This is a genomic window from Paenibacillus sp. D9 (assembly GCF_001188365.1).
Taxonomy (GTDB): Bacteria; Bacillota; Bacilli; order Paenibacillales; family Paenibacillaceae; genus Paenibacillus_O; species Paenibacillus_O humicus.
Window position 1 is genome coordinate 4,165,814 of sequence record NZ_JZEJ01000001.1, and the last position, 21,854, is coordinate 4,187,667.

General features: G+C 62.7%; 19 protein-coding genes. 12 read left to right on the forward strand and 7 right to left on the reverse strand.

Translation table 11 applies throughout. The annotated features are described in order from the left end of the window. The 3 genes from VE23_RS18715 to VE23_RS18725 form a co-directional block, all read right to left on the reverse strand. Positions 1-652, reverse strand: a 652-nt coding sequence (locus VE23_RS18715) for a hypothetical protein (RefSeq protein ID WP_232316996.1), incomplete at its 3' end; no start/stop codon positions are given. An 84-nt stretch (positions 653-736) separates the two neighbouring features. After that, positions 737-1,693: a TRM11 family SAM-dependent methyltransferase gene (locus VE23_RS18720; protein ID WP_049868781.1), complete on the reverse strand. Its 957-nt coding sequence runs from the start codon at positions 1,691-1,693 to the stop codon at positions 737-739. A 55-nt stretch (positions 1,694-1,748) separates the two neighbouring features. Then, the gene (locus VE23_RS18725) at positions 1,749-2,816 is read right to left on the reverse strand and encodes a helix-turn-helix transcriptional regulator (protein ID WP_049868782.1); all 1,068 of its coding nucleotides are present in this window, start codon (positions 2,814-2,816) and stop codon (positions 1,749-1,751) included. 452 nt (positions 2,817-3,268) lie between these two features. On the opposite strand from VE23_RS18725, the gene VE23_RS18730 reads away from it, so the two are divergent. Beyond that, positions 3,269-3,949 (forward strand): response regulator transcription factor, encoded by a 681-nt coding sequence (locus VE23_RS18730; RefSeq protein WP_048745470.1) that lies wholly within the window; start codon positions 3,269-3,271, stop codon positions 3,947-3,949. After that, positions 3,946-5,328 (forward strand): HAMP domain-containing sensor histidine kinase, encoded by a 1,383-nt coding sequence (locus VE23_RS18735; RefSeq protein WP_049868783.1) that lies wholly within the window; start codon positions 3,946-3,948, stop codon positions 5,326-5,328. The genes VE23_RS18730 and VE23_RS18735 overlap by 4 nt, the downstream gene beginning before the upstream one ends. 69 nt (positions 5,329-5,397) lie before the next feature. Here VE23_RS18735 and VE23_RS18740 read toward each other — a convergent pair whose 3' ends face one another. Continuing rightward, a complete protein-coding gene (locus VE23_RS18740) occupies positions 5,398-5,847 on the reverse strand; it encodes a hypothetical protein (protein ID WP_021880488.1) in 450 nt (149 codons plus the stop codon). A gap of 136 nt (positions 5,848-5,983) precedes the next feature. Here VE23_RS18740 and VE23_RS18745 point away from each other — a divergent pair, with 136 nt between their 5' ends. From VE23_RS18745 to VE23_RS18755, 3 genes are read left to right on the forward strand one after another with little or no spacing between them, the layout of a single operon-like run. After that, positions 5,984-6,919, forward strand: a complete 936-nt coding sequence (locus VE23_RS18745) for an ABC transporter ATP-binding protein (RefSeq protein WP_442950539.1) — start codon at positions 5,984-5,986, stop codon at positions 6,917-6,919. Further along, the gene (locus VE23_RS18750) at positions 6,916-7,629 is read left to right on the forward strand and encodes an ABC transporter permease (RefSeq protein ID WP_069202496.1); all 714 of its coding nucleotides are present in this window, start codon (positions 6,916-6,918) and stop codon (positions 7,627-7,629) included. The genes VE23_RS18745 and VE23_RS18750 overlap by 4 nt, the downstream gene beginning before the upstream one ends. Before the next feature lies 1 nt (position 7,630). Beyond that, on the forward strand, positions 7,631-8,359 hold the full coding sequence (locus VE23_RS18755; RefSeq protein WP_049868784.1) for an ABC transporter permease: 729 nt from the start codon (positions 7,631-7,633) through the stop codon (positions 8,357-8,359). 187 nt (positions 8,360-8,546) lie between these two features. Here the strand turns inward: VE23_RS18755 and VE23_RS18760 are convergent, their stop codons facing one another. After that, a complete protein-coding gene (locus tag VE23_RS18760; RefSeq protein WP_049868785.1) occupies positions 8,547-9,920 on the reverse strand; it encodes a carbohydrate-binding protein in 1,374 nt (457 codons plus the stop codon). A 212-nt stretch (positions 9,921-10,132) separates the two neighbouring features. On the opposite strand from VE23_RS18760, the gene VE23_RS18765 reads away from it, so the two are divergent. Both VE23_RS18765 and VE23_RS18770 read left to right on the forward strand, forming a co-directional pair. Continuing rightward, positions 10,133-11,062, forward strand: coding sequence for an aromatic acid exporter family protein (locus VE23_RS18765; protein WP_049868786.1), 930 nt, complete (start codon positions 10,133-10,135; stop codon positions 11,060-11,062). Positions 11,063-11,210: 148 nt separating this feature from the next. Then, the gene (locus VE23_RS18770; protein WP_157053996.1) at positions 11,211-14,282 is read left to right on the forward strand and encodes an S-layer homology domain-containing protein; all 3,072 of its coding nucleotides are present in this window, start codon (positions 11,211-11,213) and stop codon (positions 14,280-14,282) included. A gap of 130 nt (positions 14,283-14,412) precedes the next feature. Here the strand turns inward: VE23_RS18770 and VE23_RS18775 are convergent, their stop codons facing one another. Then, positions 14,413-15,327, reverse strand: coding sequence for a LysR family transcriptional regulator (locus tag VE23_RS18775; RefSeq protein ID WP_049868788.1), 915 nt, complete (start codon positions 15,325-15,327; stop codon positions 14,413-14,415). Between the two features lie 197 nt (positions 15,328-15,524). On the opposite strand from VE23_RS18775, the gene VE23_RS18780 reads away from it, so the two are divergent. Further along, positions 15,525-16,592 carry a branched-chain amino acid aminotransferase gene (locus VE23_RS18780; protein WP_049868789.1) on the forward strand — a complete coding sequence of 356 codons (1,068 nt, stop codon included), beginning with the start codon at positions 15,525-15,527 and terminating at the stop codon, positions 16,590-16,592. A gap of 170 nt (positions 16,593-16,762) precedes the next feature. Here VE23_RS18780 and VE23_RS18785 read toward each other — a convergent pair whose 3' ends face one another. Next, positions 16,763-18,007, reverse strand: a complete 1,245-nt coding sequence (locus VE23_RS18785) for an MFS transporter (protein WP_048745479.1) — start codon at positions 18,005-18,007, stop codon at positions 16,763-16,765. A gap of 316 nt (positions 18,008-18,323) precedes the next feature. Between VE23_RS18785 and VE23_RS18790 the strand changes: the two genes are divergently transcribed. The 4 genes from VE23_RS18790 (at position 18,324) to VE23_RS18805 (ending at position 21,792) form a co-directional block, all read left to right on the forward strand. Continuing rightward, positions 18,324-19,220 (forward strand): ABC transporter ATP-binding protein, encoded by an 897-nt coding sequence (locus VE23_RS18790; protein ID WP_049868790.1) that lies wholly within the window; start codon positions 18,324-18,326, stop codon positions 19,218-19,220. A gap of 94 nt (positions 19,221-19,314) precedes the next feature. After that, positions 19,315-20,058 (forward strand): ABC transporter permease, encoded by a 744-nt coding sequence (locus tag VE23_RS18795; RefSeq protein WP_049868791.1) that lies wholly within the window; start codon positions 19,315-19,317, stop codon positions 20,056-20,058. Position 20,059: 1 nt separating this feature from the next. Continuing rightward, a complete protein-coding gene (locus VE23_RS18800) occupies positions 20,060-21,193 on the forward strand; it encodes a sensor histidine kinase (RefSeq protein ID WP_049868792.1) in 1,134 nt (377 codons plus the stop codon). Continuing rightward, positions 21,190-21,792 carry a response regulator transcription factor gene (locus VE23_RS18805; RefSeq protein WP_049868793.1) on the forward strand — a complete coding sequence of 201 codons (603 nt, stop codon included), beginning with the start codon at positions 21,190-21,192 and terminating at the stop codon, positions 21,790-21,792. Before VE23_RS18800 ends, VE23_RS18805 begins: the two co-directional genes overlap by 4 nt. The last annotated feature ends 62 nt before the right edge of the window (positions 21,793-21,854 follow it).

Sequence of the window (21,854 nt, forward strand, 5' to 3'; positions counted from 1 at the left end):
GGAAGCCAAAGCCGATGACGCCCGGCTTCCGCAGCCAGGCATCCAGCCGGCGCAGCAGCGGCTCGGCGCGTTCCCGGTCGGGAGCCGCGTTCAGGAAGGCGATCCAGTGGACGGCTTCGTGGTAGCCTTGCGGCTCGCGATCCGGATCCCTCTCCAGCATCCTCCACGCCGACCGTTCGGCTGCCTGGAACCAGTCTTGTCCGGCAAGCTCTGTCCAGCCGCTGCGGTAGAGGATCCCGAGCAGCGTGCCGGTCGGGTTGATAGAGGGGACAGAGGTGTCCAGCCCTTCCCACCAGGGGGAGAGCGGCCAGCCGGCCGCGTCGCCGCGAATGATCGGCCAGCCTCCCTGGGGCAGTGAAGCGGCCTTCAGCCATCGGACGATGCCGTCCTCCAGCTGCTTGTCCCTCAGACCGGTCGCGGCGATTACATCCAAGGCGACCTCCAGCGGCACGGGCTGGCTATGCGGGCAGCGAATGTCAGGCTCAAGCGCATGGCCGAAGCCTCCATCCGGGTTTTGATAGGCTTTCAGCGCCTGCAGGACGGCTTCGGCGGAGCCTTCCTCCCAGTGGAAGCGGAAGCGGAGGCGGTCGATCAGACGGGCGTTCAGGAGCAGAAAGGAACGGGCTTTTTCGAGCGCAAAATGAGACGGCATACAGGAGTCCTCCTCGCAAATTGAGTTCGGCCCCAGTATACCGCCTTCATCCTGACAGTATGGATGTCATGAATTTCTCGGCGATCAATCGCAAAGATGCAGAAAACGGACGAAGCTGCCTTTGGTCAGGCGGCATGTCTCGCGGATGGAGAAGCCGGCTTCCCGGATGAGCGGCTCGATCGGCTCGGTCGTCAGGATGACGGCACGTCCCGCCAGCCGGCGCAGGGAGGCAAGCATCTCCAGCTGCTCCTCCGGCGGCGACACGGAGCAGAGATTATAGGGCATGTCGAGCAGGGCGGCATCGTAACGCCCTTCCAGGCTGCGCATGTCGGCAATCCGCACCAGCTCTTCGGGATAGCCGAAATGCCGCAGATTCTCGCGTGCCCCGACCGCTGCGAGCGGATTGAGGTCAGCGCCCCGGATGTCGATGTCCATCGAGAGAGCTTCCAGCAGCACGGTGCCGATGCCGCAGCAGGGGTCGAGCGCGCGTATGCCGGGGATTTCCGGCACCGCGATGTTGACGGCGGCCCGCGCCGCCCTGGCGGGCAGCGCCGTGGAATACTGCCGCGGCTTGGCGTTCTGCCGCAGCCAGACCGGCTCGGCGGAAGCCATCTCGCCGCACAGCCAGCGGCCGTTCAGCAGCGCGGCGCCGAACACGGTCTCCGGCCGGCGCAGGTCAGGCTCTCCATGAATGGCCATGCCGAGCTGCCTCTCAAGAGCAAGTCGGCCTTCATTGTCGGGCTGGCCCGGCGCTCCCGTCTTGGCGTAGCGCACGCGGAAGGTGCGCTCGCCGGCGGACAGGCCGGCCGCCCGCTCCAGCAGCTCCTCCGGCGAAGCGGCGTCGATCTCGATCCTGAGGCGCTGCTTCAGGAAGGGGCTGCGGCTGGGATCGAGCCGGCGGCTGTGGATGAAGGCATCGTGATCCGGCGGCAGAGTCACTCCCGGGAAGAGACAGCGAAGCTCCAGGGAGCAGAGCTCGGCCTCGGATTCGTGGCAGGCATAAGTATAGAGATAACGAAGGTTCTCGCTGTTAATAGGCATAGAGGATCGGTTCCTTTTCGTCGTTCAGGCATGAGGAAGGCGGAATCTCCCGTCTTCAGGAGCATCCGCTATCGGAATCTTCATTGTACCTCTCCAGCACGGAGGCCGCCATAGAGGCGACAGCTGCCCGCAGCTCCGGAGGCGACAGCACCTCCGCATCCAGTCCCATTCCGTAGAAAAAGCGGACCGCCCATGTCCATTCGGCGGCCGGGCAATCGAAGCGGAGCTCCCATTCCTCGTCTCCGACCTGCTCCACGAGTTCTCCGATATGCTCGTCCTGCTCAGCCAGCAGGGAGCCGCGGTAGGTGAGCCGGACCGCGATGGGAATCGAGCTGCCTGCAGCTGCGGCGACAGCCGAAGCCGCAGACAGCTCGCCGGGCACCTCAACGCGGAGAAGTGTATCTTCATCCGTGCTGCTGTCCCCGGCTGCGCCGGCAAGGCTGCTGCGAGGCGCTGCGCTGCTTTCCGCCTGCCCGCCTTTGCACTTGTTGCGGTCTCCCTCCTCCTCCAAAGGATGCAGCTCGTCCATCCGGTCGACGCGGAACGTTCGGGCTTCCCCGTGCAGAGGGGAGAACGCCTCGCAGTACCAGAAGCCGTGCGCCGCAAACACCCGCAGCGGGTGCAGCTCCAGCCAGCGCCTGGTTGTCTGGGAGCGGTACAGCGTCCGGAAAATGCGCGACTCGGCAAGCAGCTCCAGCAGCAGCGGAAGCATAGGGGAACGGACGCTTCGCCGAGGCACCTCCAGATGCATTTTGCCCAAGATCGGCTCGATCTGCCGAAGCGTCTCCTCGGGCAGCAAGGCCCGGATCTTGTCCAGCACCGTCCAGCGTTCCCGGTTGAAAGGGCTGTCGCCGAAGCGGGTAACGGCATGCAGAGCGAACAGCGCCGTCAGCGCTTCCTGCGTATCGAGCTGAAGCGGAGGCAGCCGGTAGCCCTCCATGAGGCGGAAGCCTCCGCCGGGACCGGTCGCGGAGTAGAGCGGCACACCCATCTCAGAGAGCGAATGCATGTCCCGCAAAATCGTTCTCACAGACACCTCGAAACGCTCCGCGAGCTGCGAGGCTGTAAAGGAATTGCGCTGCAGCGCGATCAGCAGGGCGATGAGGCGGTCGTTGCGGTTCATGGGCGATCGGCTCCTTTGCTGTTTCTATACGCGGTGTCGCAATGGATAGAGGACGGGAGAGGCCGCGCTGGCCGTCAGCCTCTCGGCAGGAATCCTGTTCCCTCCAGCGTTCTCTATCATGCAAACGGCTGCCCTGCCGGGAGTTCCTCCGGTCATTGGGACGGAGGTTCCGGATCAGGTCGGCAGCGACAGCTGCGAATTTTTCGAGCTTCATAATACGATGGATCTTCCTCGATTCGGGCGATTACCTCTGCACCGATTATTTTATTAGATGTTCTCCGAAGATCAACAGCAAAAGCAGAAACAAAAAGTCATTCTTCTTTAACGCAGAAGCGAACGAGCCTTGGCTACCACAGCCAAGGTTCGTCCGCTTCTAACTTTTAAACGAAGTTTAACTTCCGTGGATCCGCTAGCTAATACTATGATATAAAGACGAACAGGAGGTGCGCCCGATGGCGGCACGCGCAAGAATTCTCTACATCGAAGACGACGCCGAGATCGGCGCCTGGCTCGCGGACGATCTTGTCCGGAGAGGCTACGAGGTGACGTGGCTGCAGTCGGGCGAGAAGGCGGAGGAGCATGCCGGAGCGGCCGACGTAGCCGTTCTGGACGTCATGCTGCCGGGCCTCGACGGCTTCTCCGTCGGCAGGAGGCTCAAGAAGCGGCGCCCCGAGCTGCCGATCCTGATGCTGTCCGCCCGCACAGCGGTCGAGGACAAGCTGCACGGTCTCGGCTTCGCGGACGATTACGTGACCAAGCCGTTCCATCCCGACGAGCTGGCCGCCAGGCTGGAGGTGCTGCTGCGCCGATCGGGGCAAGGCGGCGAAGATGCGGTCCTCATCGGCCATCTGGAGGTGCGCCCCCGGGAGCTGACGGTAACGGATTCCCGCAGCGGGGCCGAGATCGCTCTCACCCCCAAGCAGCTGCAGATTTTGCTGTACCTGCTTCGCCATGCCGGGCGCATCCTGACCAAGGAGCAGATCTACGAAGCGGTCTGGGGAGAGCCATACATGGAAGGGGACAAAACCGTCATGGTGCATATCCGGTACCTGAGGGAGAGAATCGAGCTGGATCCGGCCCAGCCGCGGATCGTGGAGACGGTCCGGGGCATCGGATACCGGGTGAAGCCGTGAAAAGGCTGTTCGGGGCCGCGCGCCGGCCGTCTCTGCTGGTCCGATATCTTCTGATCATTGTGTCGGCCCTTGTCGTCCTGCCCGTCGCCCTGCTCATGGTGGGAACGGGGTCGGTCGTCATCTCCGGGCTTGTCTCCCCCAAGGAGAGGGACAACCCTTATGCGGACACGAGCAGGCTGATCGAGGAGTGGCACCGGGAGGCGGCCTCGCTCCGGCATGCCGATCCGGAGACGATCGTCCGCAGCCTGGAGTCGTGGCACAGCCGCTATCCCAGGTCCAGCGTCTTCTGGGTAGACGGCGGGAGCCGGCTGCGGGCAAGCCTCCCCTTCAACGAAGACCTGCCCCGGGTGTGGTCATCCGTGTACACGGTGGATTTCATGAAGGAAGCGGTCAACGGGACAAAATATTCGGTCGTGGCGTTCATCGGCAAGGATGGCGAGCAGGGCTTCATGGCCATGCAGGTGCCCCGATACCTCACGCTGCCTTATGGACAGCGGCTGGGGATGCTCGGAGGAACCGCATACACGGCCGGCGCCATTGTCCTGCTGGGACTGTTCCTCACGGTCAGCTTCTTGTTCTTCAATCGCATCCGCAAGCGGCTGGTAAGGCTGCAGGCGGCGATGGAGCAGCCGTCGGGCAGCGGGCTGCCGCTGCCTGTGGAGGTGTCGGGAGCGGACGAGGTCGGCCGCCTGGAGGAGAGCTTCAACGGCATGATCCGCGAGCTCGAGGCCGGACGCCGCCGCGAAGCCGAGGAGGAGTCGCTGCGGCGCGAGCTTGTGGCGCGGCTGTCGCATGATCTGCGCACCCCGCTCACCGTCGTGCGCAGCCATGCATACTCTCTGGAGCGGGAGCCGCTGAGCGACCAGGGACGCAGGTCGGTGGCGCTGATCGGCGGCAAGCTGGATTACCTGTCGCAGCTGATTGAGAATCTGTTCTCCTACAGCCTGCTGTCCGCGGGCAAATACGCCTACCGGCCGGAGAAGACGGATATCGTGCGGCTGGCGAGAACGCAGCTGGCCGCCTGGTATCCCGCCTTCGAGCAGGCCGGCATGGAATTGGAGCCGGAGCTTCCGGATGCTCCCGTCTATTGGCATACCGATCCTCACTGGCTGGAGCGGGTGCTGGACAATCTGCTGCAGAACGCCCTCCAGCACGCTGCTTCGGGAGGCTGGACGGCTGTCCGCATCGTCGGGGACGGGGGAGGCCGGCTCCTCATTGAGGATAAAGGGCCGGGACTTGGCGGCGACTCGCCGAACAAGGGAAGCGGGCTCGGCCTGTCCATCGTGCAGCTGATGCTGAAGGAGATGGGTCTGCGCAAGGAAGTGAGCTCCGGCGAAGGAGGAACGACGGTTGCGGTCAGGCCGGAACAAACGGACTGATGAAAACTGTTTGTTCGGGTGCAAAAAACAATGAAAGAGCCGGGGAGCAGCGCTCCCGGCTCTATTTGTCTACATGCGGATATCCTGCTCGACAATTTCCAGCGTCTCTCCGTCCAAGTACAATCCGATCGGACCGAGCAGCTCGTCCATGGACGTGTTCAGAGTTACCTTGTAGATTGTACGATCGCTTGAGATTTGGGAATTCGTGTCGGCATCATAAGGGAGTCTGGATTTCTGGACGGGAGCCGTCCGCCAATCCGTCGTTACGGTTTTCTTCGTGTTCTGGGACAGGCTTTCCCAGGCGGCTTTTCGGATTGATTGGAAAAGCTCCGTCTGGGAGTCCACTAGCGCACCCCTGCCCGGAACGGCAGAGGATGATCCCACTATTCCGGCTGACCGGCTTTCCGAGGGGAGTGGCTCTTTCGACGAGGACGGCTCGCCGATATCGCCTGAGCCTTGAATCGGGATCGCGGCTGCCAGCATGAGCGCGAGGGCAGTCGCTTGCACAGATAATTTCATCCTCCTATCCCTCCTTAATGATTCCTAAGACGCAGTCGCTTTGCGGAAGGTTGCCCGCTTTTTAACCGCTTTTTAACCTCGGCCCGTCCCGGATTTTAACCTCGGCCCGTTACGATGGATGCAGAGGTGATTCCTGATGAAGATGATGAAGCAGGCAAGCGGCTCCTGGCTGCTGGAAACGAAAGGGCTGACCAAGAAGCTTGGCGGCAAAGCGGTGGTCCGCGATGTGGATCTGCGGATCGGGGAAGGCGACATCTACGGCTTTCTCGGCCCCAACGGAGCCGGCAAGACGACGACGATCCGCATGCTGCTCGGCCTTGCCAAGCCGACGAGAGGCAGCGTGACGGTATTCGGAAAGAGCTTGGCGGCGAACCGGATGGAAATACTCCGTCATGTCGGCTCGCTGGTTGAATATCCGTCGTATTACGGCCATCTGACCGGTACGGAAAATCTGGAGGTCATTCGCCGGCTCCTGGACGTGCCCAAGGAGAGAATCGCCGAGGCGCTGTCGATCGTGCGGCTGGAGAAGGATGCCGGCCGCGCCGTCAAAGGCTACTCGCTCGGGATGAAGCAGCGGCTCGGCATCGCGGCTGCGCTGCTCGGCAACCCGAGGCTGCTCATTCTCGACGAGCCGACCAACGGCCTTGATCCAGCGGGCATCCAGGAAATGCGCGAGCTGATCAAAAGCCTGCCCGGCCAGCGGGGAGTGACGATCCTCCTCTCCAGCCATCTGCTCTCGGAGGTCGAGCTGATGGCGACGAAGGTGGGCATCATCCGCAGCGGCAGCCTGATCTACCAGGACAGCATCGCCAGCCTCAAGGCGAGGACGGCCGGCAGGATCCGCTTCTCCGTCAGCGAGCCGGAAGACGCTTGGAAGCGGCTGCTGGAGCTCGGGTTCGAAGCCGAGCGCGACCAGAGCAGGCTGACGGTAGGCGGCGCGGCCGACCGGACGGTAGCCTCCATCGTGGCGGAACTCGTGAGGCGCGGCCACTCCGTGTACCGGGTGGAGGAAGAGCGTTCGTCCCTCGAGAGCGTCTTCCTGGAAATGACCGGGACGGGAGGCAGCCTGTGATCGGCCGCATGCTCTCGGTGGAGCTGCTCAAGATCCGCCGCAAGCTGTTATGGATGCTTGCCGCGCTCGGCCCCGTCGGCGTCATCGGCCTGCAGGCGGTCAACTACGGCTTGCGGTACGATTACTTGATGAAGCTGTACGGAGATTCTCCATGGGAAGGTCTGCTGCGGCAGGTAGGATCCCTTATGCTGCCGGCTTTGTTCATCGGCCTGGCGCTGGTCGCCTCCATGTCCGCGGGCATCGAGCATCAGGCCGGCGCCTGGAAGCAGCTGCTCGCTCTTCCGGTTACCCGGCTGCAGGTGTTCGGGGGCAAAGTGATGCTGTCGCTCCTGCTGCTCCTGTCCTCCTGCACGCTGCTCCTGCTGCTGACTCTCGGAATGGGCTTGCTGCTCGGCTTCGATTCGCAGGTTCCTTGGGCGGAAATCGTCCGCCAGTCTTACCTGCCTTACTTGGCCGCGCTCCCCTTCATCGCCCTGCAGAGCTGGCTGTCGATCGTCATGGCGAATCAGGCGCTGCCGCTTACCGTCGGCACGCTCGGCATGGTGCTCTCCATGTTCAGCTTGCTGATGCCGGTCTGGATGCCCTGGGGCTGGCCGGACCGGGCCGTACGCTCCGCCGATGCCCTTCAGGCTGCCGGCTCCGGGCTCGCGCTCGGCGTACTCGTGCTGCTGATCGGTTATGCCCATTTTGCCCGAAAGGACGTGAGCTGACATGGCGAGGTTATTGGCATCGGAGTGGATCAAGCTGAGGCGCTCCATCATTTGGCTGCTGCTGCCTGCAAGCCCGCTGCTGGCTTTCGTCGCCTGCTGGAGATCCAGTCTCGACAGCGGGGGCGCCCAGGCTTGGAGGGAAGTGCTCGCAGTCGGCGCGATGGTGCACGGCTACCTCTTTCTCCCGCTGCTGGTCGGCATCTTCGCGGCACTGCTCTGCCGCTTCGAGCATGCTTCCGGCGGCTGGAAGCAGCTGCTCGCCCTCCCGGTCCGGCCTGCGGCTGTCTATGGAGCGAAGCTTGCGGCGATCATGGCGCTGGCCGCCATCCTGCAGCTGCTGATGTGCGCCGCCATTGCCGGAGCCGGGCTGCTGCGCGGGCTGGATGCTCCCGTTCCTTGGGGCATGATCGGCATGTCGGCTTTCGGAGGCTGGCTCGCCTGCCTTCCTCTGGCCGCGCTCCAGCTGCTCGCGTCCACCGCTTTTCAGAGCTTCGCGGCGCCGCTCGCGGTCAACGTCGTCTTCACGCTCCCCAACATGCTCGTCGCCAACTCGCGGGACTTCGCTCCCTGGTACCCGTGGGTGCAGCCGCTGCTGGCCATGGTGCCGCAGGATACGTACGGCTTCGGCGCGTTCAACGTCTCGCTGGAGACTTTGCTCGCCGTTATCGGGGGCAGCTTCCTCGTCTTCCTCTGCTCCGGCTTGCTGTATTTCGTCCGGAGGGCGGTTTGACGTAGGCGGGCGGGTATCCGGGCCGAAGAGCGGCGGGATCGGTCCCCGGCCTTGAAAGGGCCATGCTTGACGGATTGAAAGCCGGGGAACGGATTCCCGGACGCAAAAAAAGCGGCTCCGAAACGCCAGTCAGGCGCTTTGGAGCCGCTTTTGCTTTTTTATTTGCATTCAGTCTGCATCACCGCATTCAGCCGAAGTAGCTCTTCATCGCATTGGACCAGGCGTAGCCGGTCGTCGCGTCCCAGTTGATCGACCACGTCATGACGCCGCGGAAGCCTGCGTAGCCGGCCGGAGTCTGCAGCTTGTAGCCGCCGCCGAACGACTGGCCTTTGGTGATGTAGTTCAGAGCCTTCACGATGTCGGCCGGAGCGGTGTAGCCGCCGCCCGCAGCGGCCGGCGAGGACGGCAGCCCGATGGCGACTTGATCCGCGCGCAGGGCGGGGAACATGTTGGCGGCGTTGCCGGCGACCGCGAACCCTTTCAGCAGCACCTCGGCCATGGCGACCTGGAAGTCGGCCGTGCCCTGGGAATAGGACTTGCCGTCGAGCGCTTGCATGGAGCCGCTGTTGTAGTGCTGGACATGGATGTAGTCGAGCTGGTCGCGGACGGCGTAGATGACGGGCAGGTAAGCTCCCCAAGGTCCGCCGTAGGCGATCTGGCCGCCTTGGACGTAAGCCGTCTCGGGAGCCATCGTCAGGTCGAAGCCGGAGCCGTATGCCGTCATGATTTCCTTGATGGCGGCGATCAGATTGACGATTTTGGGCGTCGTCGGATTTTTGAAGTCGGAATCGCCGCCGTTCAGGGAGAGAGAGGCGCCTTCCAGGTCGATGTCGATGCCGTCGAAGCCATAGGTGTCGATGATGGATTTAAGAGAGCTGACGAAGCTGGCCTTGTTCGCCGCCGTTTCCAGATCCACCGTGGCGTTGGCGCCGCCGATGGAGATGTGGACGCGCTTGCCTTGGCTTTGCAGGTAGGCGACATCGGCCTTGAACTGCGCCGGCGTCGTCTGGAACGGGGTAAACGTGAGCGTCGCGTGGTCGCTGAGCGTCTCGGCGAAGCTGACGTTGATGACGTTGAAGTTGTTCGAAACATTTCGCAGCGGGATGACGCCGGAGCCGTTGTCGAAGTTATGCCAGTAGCCGACGACCACTTTGCCGGTGGACGGAGTCGCGGTCGGCTTCGGCGTCGAAGTCGGGGTCACGGTAGGAATCGGAGTCGCGGTCGGAGTGGCTGTCGGTTTCGGAGTGGCCGTAGGGGTCGGGGTTACGGTCGGTTTTGGAGTCGGAGTCGGCGTGACGGTCGGAGCCGGTGTAGCGCTAGGCGTCGGAGTCGGCGTCGTGCCGCCGGTCGCCGTCCAAAGCGCCGGCACGTTCGGCGGCTCCCAGCCCGCAAGGGCAGTATGGGATTGCAGGCATTTGTAATCCTTGCCGCTGTACGTGACGACGTCTCCCGTCTTGTAGGCCGTTCCGGGTGTCCAGGCCGCGGCGCCGAATACGGTGGCCGGCAGCAGCGAGACGAGCAGCAGAAGGACGAGCGTCAGGGCCAAGCCTTTGCTTTTCATAAGTGCATCCCCTTTCGTAGCGGCTCCTTCGTGGAGTCCGCTTCTCTATTGGACCACGAAAAGACATGGCGGATAAGGGATAAATTTCATAGAGGACAGGGCATATTTTCCTTTGTCGAGTCTTTTTCGGTTCGAAAAGGCGCCAGGAGGGATGGTATAATAGCTTATCTTATCATTGAAGACGATTTCTTTATCTAACAAGGAGCCTCATCATGCGAATCGGATTTCGTACCTGGAAAACCGCCGTCGGAGTCAGCCTGTCCGTCCTCCTCGCGCAGCAGCTCGGACTGCTCAACTTCGCATCGGCGGGCATTCTGACCCTGCTCTGCATTCAAAAGACCCGCAGGCAGAGCCTGTCGGCCATATTGGACCGGCTGTTCGCCTGTTTGATTTCCATCGCCCTGTCGGGAGCTTTCTTTGAATGGGCCGGTTATTACGCGCTTCTGTTCGTTCCCATCTATTTGATCCTGATTCCCCTCTGCGTGAAGCTCGGCATTCAGGGAGGCATCGCGAGCAGCTCCGTCATCATGATGCATGTATATATCCATGAGGGCGTGACGCTGAAATTTATCGGCAACGAGCTTCTTCTCATCCTGATCGGACTGGGGGTGGCGCTGATCGTCAATCTCTATATGCCCGGAATCGACCGCAAGGTGCGGGAGCTGAAAAACGGAATCGAGCAGCGCATGGAAAATATATTGCGCGAGCTGGCGCTGTATCTGAAGGAAGGAAGCACTCTCTGGGACGGACGCGAGGTGCTCGAGCTGGACAAGCTGCTGGACGAGGCGCGGAGCCTCGGAATCCAAGCGACCGAAAACGACTTCAGCGGGCGCCGCAGCTTGTTCTATGCCTATTATGAAACCCGCCGCAGGCAGGTGGAGATTCTGAAGGTGCTCATTCCGCTCTGCTCGCAGGTCGACGGAAGGCTGGAGCAGGGGGAGCGCATCGGCGGCTTCCTGCTGGACCTGGCCGACAACTGGAATTCCATTCCGGGGGGTCGGGATTACCATGCCAAGCTGCGCGCCATCCGCGATTATCACAAGGAGCTCCCGCTGCCGGAGACGCGCGAGGAGTTCGAGACGCGGGCGACCCTGTACGGCCTTGCGAACGAGCTGGAACGGTTCATTCTGACGCTGGCGTAGGCCGGCGCAGAGGGGCCGTTTTTTTTTCTTTACTGGAGAAGAGGGTTTCTATCTTTACAAAAGGAACATCAATTCCTGACATTCCCATGAATCTGGACCGGTACGCTTGCAAAAGTGCAATCTTATCCGAATAGGCAGGTGTGGGGAAATGAAACCATGGTTACGAAAAAGTGTCGGCATTGTGCTCTCCGCCGCGCTCGCTGTCGGCATCTCGCTGCCGGGCGCTCGGGAAGCGCAGGCGGCGGTCGAGGAAACGCCGGTCAAGCTCGTGGAAGGAAACAGCTCCTGGAAGTATCTGGAGACTCCTTCCGATCAAGGAAGCGTCTGGAGGAACGTGTACGACGATACGGCCTGGACCAGCGGCGCCGCGCCGCTCGGGTATCCCGTGCGCGCCGAGACGGCAACATCGAAGTTCGGCGGCATCGCGACGACGATCGGATACGGCGGCAACAGCAGCAACAAATACTTGACGACCTATTTCCGCAAAACGATTCAAATCAGCGGAGCGGCGGACTACAAGCGGTTCGTCGGCAGCTTCGGCGTCGACGACGGCATGGTGCTCTATGTCAACGGTGCGGAAATCGCCCGCTACAATATGCCGGAGGGGCCGATCAGCTACACGACGCTGTCGGTGGAGGGCAAGGCGGCACCGCTGTTCTTCGATGACGTCGATCTGACGGACAAGCTGGCGGGCGTCGTCAAGGAAGGCGCGAATCAGATCGCCGTCGAGGTGCATCAGCAGAGCAAGAGCAGCTCGGACCTGTACTTCGACATGGAGCTGACGGCGTACAAATCGCCGGCGCAGCCGCCGGTCGAGCCGTCCAAGTCGCCGCTGCCCCAGTCGGTAGCGCTGACATTCAACGGCGATCCGCGCACGGAGCTGGGCGTAGCCTGGTACACGTACGAGAACTACCCCGGCACGAAGCTGCAGGTCGCCGAGAAGGCTGCCGCTGGCGCAGGGACGGAATTCCCGGCGGACAAGGCGGCGACGTTCGAGGGGACGTCGGAGCGGATCGAGACGTTCCAGACCAAGGCGGACAAGACTGCCGCCAAAAAGACGGCGTACATCAGCCATAAGGCGAAGGCCGCCGGCCTGAAGCCGGGCACGGACTATGTCTATCGCGTCGGCGACGGCGAGGACGGCCATTGGAGCCCGGCAGGCTCCTTCCGTACGGAAGCGGCGCAGCCGGAAGGCTTCACATTCCTCTACACGACGGATTCGCAGGGAACGACGGAGGCGGACTTCGCCACTTGGGCGCATACGCTTCAGGAAGGAATCGCGCGCTTCCCGCAATCGGCCTTCATCGCCAATACGGGCGATCTGGTCGACAACGGGGATCTCGAGGAGCAGTGGAGCTGGTTCTTCAACAAGCCCAAGGAGCTTCTGATGAGCCGGCCGCTGGTGCCGCTCGTCGGCAACCATGAATCCAAGAACTACAATGACTACGCGCAGCATTTCAATCTTCCGAACGTGTCGCAGACGGGCGCCAAGCCGGACGGCTCCGTGTATTCCTTCGACTACGGCCCGGCGCACTTCATGGTCGTCAATACGGAATATTCGCTCGTCAGCAGCACCGAGGAGCAGAAGCAGATTTACCGCAATCAGGTGCAATGGCTGAAGAGCGAAGCGGCCCGCACGGACAAGAAATGGAAGATCGTCCTGCTCCACAAATCGATGTATTCGGTGGCCAACCACTCCAGCGACTCCGATGTCCTGAGCTTCCGCCAGGACCTGACGAAGGCGTTCGACGAGATGGGCGTCGATCTCGTGCTCGGCGGCCATGACCATACGTATGCGCGCAGCTATCAGATGCTGAACAACGTGCCTCAGACCGACATCGTGCCGGATGCCGGCGGACAGGTCGTCGATCCGAAGGGCACGCTCTACCTCATCACGAACGCGGCAGGCGACAAGCGCTACAACGTGAAAACGGGAACGACGTTCCCTTATGCCGCCAAGTATGATCAGCCCGGCAAGGAAATGTTCACCGGCGTGCGGGTGACGGAGGATGAAATCAGCTTCCAGGCCTACACGACGACGGAGGCAGGCAGCACGGATGCGTACGATGCCTATGGAATCAAGCGTACGGATGCCGCTCCCGCACCGGTGCAGCATGCGGCGTGGTCCGTCAATGCCGACGGCAAGCTGCAGCTGGAATGGACGGCTCCGGCCGGCGCGGCTCCCGCGGCTTACCGGATTTATGAGCAGAAGGACGCGCTTGGCGCGAACTGGAATGCTACGGTGAACCATGAAGCCGGCAAGACGAGCTACGTCTATGTACTGGAAAATGCCGATCCAAAAGGCCAATATGAGCTGGCTATCCGTGCGACCGGCGGCCGCGGCAATTCGGCCGCGGTTGCGGTGAAGCCGAATGAAGCCGTTCAGCCAAGCGCAAGCCCGTCGGCGAGCCCGACGCCAAGCGCAAGCCCGTCGGCAAGTCCGAGCGCAAGCCCGTCGGCAAGCCCGACGCCAAGCGCAAGCCCATCGGAAAGCCCGAGCGCAAGTCCGTCGGCAAGTCCATCGACGAGCCCGGCGCCAACCCCGAGTCCGACAACGGGTCCGGTCTGGACCCCGAGCGCAAGTCCGTCGCCGAGCGCAAGTCCGAGCGCAAGCCCGACGCCAAGCGCAGCGCCGAGTGCAAGCCCGACGCCGACACCGGCGCCGAGCATGACGCCTGCACCGGCGAAGGACGTTCCAGCGACCCATTGGGCTTATGCCAGCATCTCCCGGGCGATGGAGCTTGGCATCGCTCAAGGTTATGAGGACGGAAGCTTCCGTCCCGAACGCTCGGTCAGCCGTGCGGAGCTTGCCGTGCTGCTCTCGCGGGCGATGAAGCTGCCGGAATCCGGCAGCCCGTCCGCTTTCAAGGATGCTTCGAGCATCCCGGCCTGGGCGCGCGGCGCTGTCGCGGGAGCCGCTTCCTCCGGCTGGATCGGCGGCTACGAGGACGGCAGCTTCCGTCCGGATCGTCCGATCAGCCGTGCGGAGCTTGCCGTAATCGCCGCCAAAGCGGCCGGACTCAAGACGGTCGCCGGCGAGAAGCCGAGCTATCTGGATCTGGCCGGCATTCCGGTCTGGGCCCGCCCTTCGGTCGCTGCGCTGCAGCAAGCCGGACTGATGGGCGGCGTCGGCGGCAGCCGGTTCGCTCCGGCGGAGCCGGTGTCGCGCGCTCAAGCCGCGGCGCTGCTGGTGAAGCTGGCTGCCCAGCAGGCTGCCTGAGCAAGCAGGAGCTCGGATTTCGGGCAGCGGTTTAAAAGAATAAACGCAAGCGAGGCGATCAGATTCTGATCCCGGCGCTTGCGTTTTTTTTATGAAGAGAGGGTAGCGCGGCTTGGGGCCGAAGGGGGCGTCAGCCGCTGTCCGCGGCGTCCTGCGTTTCGGATACCAGCGTCTCGATGAAGCGCTCGGAGCTCTTGGACAGGTAGCGGTCCCGCCGCCAGACGATGCCGACCTCGGAGTGGAAGCTCTCGCCGTCGAGCTCGCGCAGCTCGATCCCGGCCATCTGGAACGAGGACAGCACGGAGCGCGGCAGGACGGTCGCTCCGATGCCTTCCGAGACGAGGGCCAGAATGACGGCGACGCTGGAGCATTCGCACAGGACATGCGGCTCGCAGCCGGCGCGGCGGAATTCCTGCAGCAGCTTTTCATGCATGGCGGTTGTCCGCTCGGTCTTCAAAGTGAGAAAAGGATGCTTGGCAAGCTCGGCGAGCGTAATCGGACCGGGACGCGCGAGCGGCCAGCCGGACGGCAAAATGGCGGCGAACGGATCGGAGGGCAGATAGGCGATCTGATAAGCGGACGGATCGGCGTCGAACTCGAACGGCAGCCGGGTGACGATCAGCTCGATCTCTCCCGCGTCGAGCTCCTGTCCGAGCGAGAAGTGGTCGCCTTCATGAACCTTGAACGTCACCTCGGGATAGCGGGCATGGAACTGCCGGATCGGCTCCGGCAGCAGGGAGATGCAGGAAACGACGGCTCCGACGGACAGCACGCCGCGGATGCCCTCTCCTTGCTCGCGCACCTGCTGGAGCGCATCGGAGAATTCCCGCATGAGCCGCTCCGCCCTTTCGAGCAGCAGCTTGCCGGCGGCGGTAAGCCTCAGGCTGCGGCCGGTGCGGTCGAACAGCCTGACGCCGAGCTCCTCCTCCATCTGCCTGAGCTGGCGGCTGAGCGGCGGCTGCTCCATATGCAGGGCGCGGGCGGCCCGCGTAATCTGGCCTTCCCGGGCGATCGTCGCGAAATAATTCAGCTGGCGCATATCCATATCGAAATCCTCCTAGTTGGGGAACAATGGAAGAAAGGCCGCGAGCGGGCGCTCAGCGGCATCCATACCTGGAAGGTATGGGAAGCTGAATGAAACCGATCCTTTAACTATAGGGGATCAAGTGGTAGGATGACTAGTAGAAGAATGAACGGGACGCCCCCGGCGGGCAGACTCCCGGAGAGAGGAAGTTAAGAGTAATGGCATACGAATTCAAGCATGAGCGCACGGCTTCCCCGAGAACGAAGGAATCGCTTCAGGGCTCGGTATTCGGCACCCGCTTCACGGACCATATGTTTATTCTGGACTATGACAAAGGGCAGGGCTGGCATGACGGCCGCATCGTTCCTTACCAGCCGATCTCGCTGGATCCGGCGGCCAAGGTGTTCCACTACGGCCAGACGATCTTCGAAGGGCTCAAGGCGTACCTGACCGCTGACGGCCGCGTCCTGCTGTTCCGTCCCCGCAGCAACATCAAGCGGATGAACCTGTCCAACGCCCGCCTCAGCATTCCGCAGCTCGACGAGGAGCTCGTGCTGGAGGCGCTGCGCCAGCTGATCCAGGCCGAGCGCGACTGGGTGCCGTCGGAGGAAGGAACTTCCCTGTACGTGCGTCCGTTCGTCATCGCGACGCAGCCGACGCTTGGCGTCGCTCCTTCCCATCAGTACAAATTCATGATCATCCTCTCGCCGGTCGGCGCTTACTACGCAGAGGGCGTGAATCCCGTCTCCATCTACGTGGAATCCAGCTACGTCCGCGCGGTGCCTGGCGGCGTCGGCGAAGCCAAGACGGCGGGCAACTACGCGGCCGGCCTGCAGGCGCAGGAGGAAGCGATGGCCAAGGGCTACTCGCAGGTGCTCTGGCTCGACGGCGTGCACCGCAAATACATCGAGGAAGTCGGCAGCATGAACGTGTTCTTCGTCATCGGAGACAAGGTCGTGACGCCGGCGCTGAACGGCAGCATCCTGCACGGCATTACGCGCGACTCCGTCATTACGTTGCTGAAGCACTGGGGCTACGACGTGGAGGAGCGCCAGCTTTCCATGCAGGAGGTTGCGGACGCCTACCATGACGGCACACTGAAGGAGGCGTTCGGCACGGGCACCGCCGCTGTCATCTCGCCGATCGGCGAGCTGTACTGGCAGGGCGAGGCGATGCCGGTCAACGGCGGCAAGACGGGCGAACTGTCCCAGCGTCTGTACGACGAGGTCACCGGACTGCAGCGCGGCGAGAAGGAAGATCCGTTCGGCTGGACGATGGAGCTGTAAAAGAGAACGGACAACGAGGTTTCGTTATCGGAGACACAGGGAAGCCCCTCGGACACTCTTCAAGCGAAGAGGCGTCCGGGGGCTTTTTCGTTGCGCCGATGGAAGAGCGGAAGAAGACGTCAAAAAAAGCCGTCCCCTTGGGGGGCGGCTTTTCGGCATTCCTCGACCCTCTAGGAGACGGCCTGCGCCTGTTCGGGAGCTCGATGATTCAGGATCGGCATCATGACCATCGCGCCGAGCAGGAACAGCAGCCCCGAGCCGCTGTAGATGGCTACGAGCGGGAATGCGCTCTTGAGCACCCCGGCGACGGACATGGAGATGACCATCATGCCGATGAACATCGGATTCAGCACGCCGTTCACCCGGCCGACGATCGATGGATGCGACCATTTCAGAATCATCGTGCTGATGCCGATGTGGATGCACGGGAACACGAGTCCGTTGACGAACTGGGTGACGAGCGTGAGCGTCACGCTCGTCGAGAAGCCGACGATGACCGTGCATACGGCTCCGACGAGCATGCCGGTCGCCAGCAGCAGCTGGGGAGAGACGCGCTTGGCGAATGTCGCCACGATCCCGCCCCCGATCAGCATGGCTACGCCGCTCACCATGAGGAGGTATTGGAGGAATTCTTTGTCCCGGCCTAGCCTCTCCGTCACGATGAACAGGTTGAGCGCCTGGGCGATGCCGACCGCGAGCCCGGCCAGAATGAAGGCCGCGCCGAGCATGCGGAGCACCTGGCTCTGCCAGACGTACCGGAACCCTTCCGCCAGCTCCCGGAGGAATTGCCCCTTCGTTGCCGCCGCCCGCGGCTGCGGGAGATCTTTGGGCAGCCGGACGAGGACGAGCGCCGAGAGCAGGAAGGCGACGCCCATGATGGCGACCGAAGTCTCCAGACCGAAGCGGCTGTAGACGAACGTGCCGAGCATGGGTCCCAGCACCATGAACGTCGCCTGCAGCGATTGGAACAGAGCCATGCCCTGCTGCATCTGCGTTTCCGGCACATGCTGCTTGAACAGCCTCATTCCGGACGGCTGGGAGAACTGCGACAGGATGGCGGAGATGAAGGCGACGAGGTACACCGACTCCCAAGAGCCGAAATGGATGGCCAGCAGGACGACGAACACGGAAACGGCGGACAGCAGATCGCACCAGACCATCGTCCGTTTGGGCGGCCAGCGGTCGGCGAACGTTCCGCCGATGAACGAGAAGACGAATATGGGTGCGAATTCGGCTACGCTGATAAGCGATATGGCGTACGGATCGTTGTTCGTTTTCTCGGCGACAAAGAGGAGGATCGCGAAGTTCCGCACCCAGATGCCGATCTGCAGAAGCATGCTGGATAGCAGGATCGTCTGCAGGAATCGGTTGCGGAAAAGGCTCGGAGGAGACTCCGCCGCGGATGGAATGCTCATGGTATCAACCACCTTTTCGGATGAAAAAAATTCGAGGCCGGGCAGGCTTGATTGACCTCCGCATCCATTGTATGTGCAATCCGATTCCAATTCAGGTCAAGTTTTCTTTTAATTGAATTTTCCTGAAAATAAACGGGCTAAAGTCAAGGAGCCGTGCCGCCAAGCCCGGCGAGGCCGGCCTCGTGAGCTTATCCGACGTATGACAACTGTCATGCGAAACAGATGATACGTTTGAATTCAAGTCCGCTCCCGCTTCCCTTAAGCTGAGAGCAGGAAGTCGAGCACGGCCGAGCGAGGCCGAACGGGAGTGGAACGAATGAAGCATGAGCCTGCCATCCAGATCGATAACGTGACGAAGCAGTTCAAAGATAAAAAAGCCGTCGACCGCCTCAGCCTGACGATCGAGAAAGGAAGCGTAACGGCGCTGCTCGGACCGAACGGAGCCGGCAAGACAACAACGGTCTCGATGATTCTCGGCTTGATGAAGCCGACGAGCGGCACGGTGAAGCTGCTCGGCGGAGATCCGCACGACCGGGCGGTGCGAAGCCGGATCGGGGCGATGCTGCAGGACACGAGCGTCATCGATGACCTCAAGGTCGGAGAGACGATCGACCTGTTCCGCAGCTACTACAGCCGGCCTCTCCCGCTGGAGCGGCTGCTGGCGATTTCCGGCCTCGGCGCGGAGCGGGGCAAGCTGGCGGCGTCGCTGTCGGGAGGACAGCAGCGCAGGCTCGGCTTCGCGCTGGCTGCGGCAGGCGACCCCGAGGTGCTCTTCCTCGACGAGCCGACGGTCGGCATGGACGTCACGGCGCGCGCGCTGTTCTGGGATACGGTCCGGGCGATGGCCGGCAAGGGCAAAACCGTCCTGATGACGACGCATTACCTGGAGGAGGCGGATCAGATCGCCGACCGGGCGGCGGTCATCAGCCAAGGGAGGCTTATCGCCGACGGTACGCCGAGCAGCATCAAAGCCTCCGCGACGGGCCGCTCGATATCGTTCACGGCGGGGGAAGCGCTGACGCGCGACATGCTGCTCGCCGTTCCCGGAGTGGCGGATATCGACTGGAAGGGCAGCCGGGTGAGGCTGTACAGCACGGACACGGACCGGCTGATCGGCGTCCTGCTGGAGAGGAAAATGCCGATGCGGGACATCGAGATCCAAAGCGGAGGGCTGGACGAAGCGTTCCAGAACCTGCTGAAGAAAGCCCAGTGACGCGGCGGGGCGATTCCCTGCGGCCATCATGGAGGCGAGGCCGCGAAACGGCTGGACGCTGCTTTTTTAACCCAATCCCAAGGAGAGATTCCCGATGAGCCAAGCCTATAGAGCGACTTGGGCGCAGTGCCGCGCCGAAATGCTCCGCACAGTCCGCAACCGCCGCTTCGTCTTTTTCTCGATTTTGATGCCGACCGCTTTCTTTTTCATCTTCACCGGCACGATGGACGGGGGCGGGATACACAACTGGGCGGCGTATTATCTGATGTCGATGACCTCCTACGGCGTCGTCGGGGCGAGCCTGGTCACCTTCTCCCAGCGGGTGTCCAAGGAACGAGCCCAAGGCTGGATCCGGCTGCTCCGCATGACTCCGCTGCCTTCCGGCGCCTACGTCCTATCCAAGGCCGCCGCTCAAGGCGCCGTCAATATCGGGCTTATTCTCGTCCTGTTCCTGACGGGCGGCCTGAGCAAGTCGATCGATCTGCCGGCGTCCGTCTGGATCGAGGCCGGCCTATGGATCTGGGCAGGCGGGTTCGCCTTCATGGCGCTCGGCATGCTGCTCGGCACGATGAGGAACAGCGACGTCGTGCAGGTGCTGGCGACGATTCTCTATATGTCCCTCTCCATCGTCGGAGGCTTATGGATGCCGACCTCCGCGATGCCGCAGATCATGCAGACGATCGCCAAGTTCTCGCCGACGTACCGGATGGGCCAAGGGCCGTGGGCGCTCATCGGCGGGCAGCCGGTCGATTGGAGCGGGATCGGCGTGCTGGCTGTTTATATGATTCTGTTTATGGTAGTATCCGCTTATATCATGAAAAAACAGGAAGCGGTGTAGGATGGCCCCAAAAGGCAGGCGGCCCCGCTCGGGTCCGCCTATTTATTTTCCCCTCGTCTGGCTGGTTTACCTGACCTTCCCGGTCGCCAGCATCCTGCAGCTGTCCGCCGGGGAGCAGGCGGCTTCGTTCGGGCTGCTCGGCGCGTTCAGCGCCGTGTATGTCTACAGCTTCCTCAAGCCGAGGCATCGTTTCGCAGGCATTTTGTTGCAGCAGGCGATCATCGTTTATTTCAGCACGAAGCTCAGCATCAACTTTTTGTACATGGCGTTTTTTCCGTCCCCGATCATCGGCTTCCTTAAGTCGGGTCGGCAGGCGGCGGCCGGATTATCCGGCATGGCGCTCCTGTTCGCGGCGACGGCATGGCTGCAGAGAGATGAGATTCAAGGCGGAGATCTGCTGCAGCTCGTTCCTGCGCTGATCATCATGCTCGTCATGCCGCTCGGCATCCGGATAGGGATGAGGTCGCGCGAGCTGCGGAGCCGCTTGACCATGGCCGAGGAGGAGATCGCCCGCTTGTCCAAAAACGAAGAGAGGCAGCGCATCTCGAGAGACCTTCACGATACGCTGGGCCATACGCTGTCGCTCATTACGCTGAAGGGCGAGCTGGCCGAGCGGCTCGTGCGGGGAGACCCGGCGCGGGCCGAGCAGGAAGCCCGCGATATTCAGGCCGCCTCGCGGGCGGCCTTGAAGCAGGTCCGCGAGCTGGTGTCGGGGATGAACGGCGCGACGCTCCGGGATGAGCTGCTCCATGCGCGGCAGATTCTGGCGGCGGCGGGCATCGCGCTGAACGCAGGGAGCATGCCGCCCGAGGGGACCGTGCCCGCGCTTGCGGACAATATCCTCGGCATGTGCCTGCGGGAGGCGGTCACGAACGCGGTCAAGCATAGCAAGGCTTCCGAGCTTGAGATACGCTGGTCGGCCGTTCCGGACCGGATGGAGCTGTCTGTCCGGGACAACGGCAGAGGCATGGCCGAATGCGCGGCGGACGGACCCGGCACGGGCAGCGGGCTGGAGAGCATGAAGGAAAGGCTGAAGCTGATCGGGGGCAGCCTGGCGGTAAGCTCCGCTCCGGGTAAAGGAACGGAGCTGGTGCTGGCGGTGCCGCTTGTATCGAAGGGAGCCGTGAAGCGATGAAGGTCGTGCTGGCGGAGGATCAGGGCATGCTGAGAGGCGCGATGGCGGCTCTGCTCGGCATGGAAGACGATATCGAGGTGGCGGGGCAGGCGGCGGACGGCCTGCAGGCATGGGAGATCATCCAGGCTCTGAATCCGGATCTGTGCGTGCTGGACATCGAGATGCCGCTTATGACGGGACTGGATGTGGCGGAGAAGCTGAAGGAAAGCAAGCATCCCTGCAAAGTCGTCATCCTGACGACGTTCTCGCGTTCGGGGTACTTCCAGCGGGCCATGAAGGCCGGCGCGCGCGGCTTCCTGCTGAAGGATTCGCCGGTCAGCGAGCTGGCGGCAGCGCTGCGCAACGTCCATGCCGGAGGCCGGGCGGTGAGCCCGGAGCTGGCGCTCTCGTTCTGGGAGGCGGAAAATCCGCTCAACGAGCGGGAGCGGGAAATTTTGAAGCTCGCCGGAGAAGGGCTGTCGGCCGGCGACATCGCCGGGAGGCTGTTCCTGTCGGCGGGCACGGTGCGCAACTACTTGTCGGAGGCGATCCAGAAGCTGGATGCCCGGAACCGGATCGACGCCTGCGCGATCGCGGAGAAGAACGGCTGGCTGGACTAGCCGTTCTTTTTTGCGTCCGTATGCGTCCGTATGTGTCCGTATGGCTGCTGTAGCAGAGGGCT